The organism is Burkholderia sp. Tr-20355, from assembly GCF_017104685.1.
GTDB classification, from domain to species: domain Bacteria; phylum Pseudomonadota; class Gammaproteobacteria; order Burkholderiales; family Burkholderiaceae; genus Burkholderia; species Burkholderia seminalis.
The window spans coordinates 1-588 of sequence record NZ_JAAGPK010000393.1; the positions used below are offsets into that span (position 1 = coordinate 1).

Here is a 588-nt window from a genome sequence, read left to right on the forward strand (position 1 = left end):
TGTGTGCGGCGCGACGCGGCGGCGGCGGTCGCCGCGATCGTCGCGCGGTGGCCGCGCATCGACGTGCTGGTCAACAATGCGGGGCTGACCGGCCGCGTCGGTTCGGATACCGAAGCGGGCGAGGCCGAAGCCGTGTGGGATACCGTGCTCGACGCGAACCTGAAAAGCCTGTTCCTGACGACGATGGCCGTGCTGCCGCACCTGGCCGACCGTGACGCGCGGATCGTCAACATCGGCTCGATCGCGGCGCGCGCCGGCAGCCTGCTGCCGGGCGGCCTTGCCTATGCCGCCGCGAAGGCCGGTGTCGAGGGATTCACCGTTGCGCTCGCGCGCGAACTCGGGCCGCGCGGCATAACGGTCAATACGGTTGCGCCCGGCTATATCGCCGACACGCGTTTCTTCGGCGACGGCGGCGTCGCGCCGGCCATCGCGGCGGCGATCCGCGAGCAGACGCCGGTTGGCCGCGCCGGACATCCGGACGACATCGCCGATGCGGTCGCGTGGCTCGCCGGGCCGCGCGCGTCGTTCGTCACGGGCGCGACGGTGGCGGTAAACGGCGGCTGGCGCGTCGGGTGACGCACACGGCGC

The 588-nt window shown here is 73.0% G+C and carries 1 protein-coding gene; it reads left to right on the top strand.

Annotation, left to right across the window (positions count from 1 at the left end; all coding sequences use genetic code 11):
- The coding region (locus G3N62_RS35575) for an SDR family oxidoreductase (protein ID WP_206141562.1) at window positions 1-576 on the top strand (576 nt) is incomplete at its 5' end.
- Window positions 577-588: the final 12 nt, after the last annotated feature.